Source organism: Conexibacter sp. CPCC 205762 (assembly GCF_030646155.1).
In the GTDB taxonomy this organism is placed as follows: domain Bacteria; phylum Actinomycetota; class Thermoleophilia; order Solirubrobacterales; family Solirubrobacteraceae; genus Conexibacter.
Genome location: NZ_JAUTDN010000106.1, coordinates 1 through 674, shown reverse-complemented (window position 1 = coordinate 674; position 674 = coordinate 1). Strand labels below are relative to the sequence as shown.

Here is a 674-nt window from a genome sequence, read left to right as displayed (position 1 = left end):
GACGCCGCTGCCGCCGTCGGCGCCCCGGCCGTGGGCACGGGCGACGGCACCGCGACCGCCGGCGCGGCCGACGCCGCCGCCGCGCCCGCGACCGACGCCGCCGGTCAGCCCGTGCCGGCGGTCGAGCGCAAGCCCGGCTTCCGCGAGCGCGGGCGGATGCGGCGGCGGCTGCGCTACCTGCGCAGACTGCGGGAGCTGCAGGTCCGCGACCTCGGCGGCCTCGCCTTCGACCTGCGCCGCTTCGAGCGCAAGCGCGACGACCTCGTCGCGCAGAAGGTCGACCAGATCCGCGCCTGCGACGACGAGCTGCACGCGCTCGAGACCGCGCTCGCCGAGCGCCGCGACGTGCGCGACCTGCGGCTGCCCGGCATCGGCGGCACCTGCCCGCGCTGCTTCTCGATCTACGGCAGCAGCGACCGCTTCTGCGCCCACTGCGGCGCCGCCCTCGGCGGACTCGCGCAGGGCCCGGCGCAGGTCGCCGCGCCCGCCCCGCCGCCGGTCGCCGCCCAGCCCTCGCCGCAGCAGGCCGGCCCGCCGGCCGCCCATCTCGCCTCCGGCCAGCCGGCGCAGGTCGCGCCGACGCCGCCGCCGGCCACCGATCCCACCGCGCCGCCGGCGCCGGCCGCCTCCTCGGGCCCGGCCGCCGCGCCGACTCCCGTCCAGTCGGCTCGTAG

The 674-nt window shown here is 81.2% G+C and carries 1 pseudogene; it reads left to right on the top strand.

The features are described 5' to 3' along the window. Positions 1-30: 30 nt before the first annotated feature. Positions 31-674, top strand: a pseudogene (locus tag Q7L73_RS28610) (hypothetical protein); the annotation flags it as partial.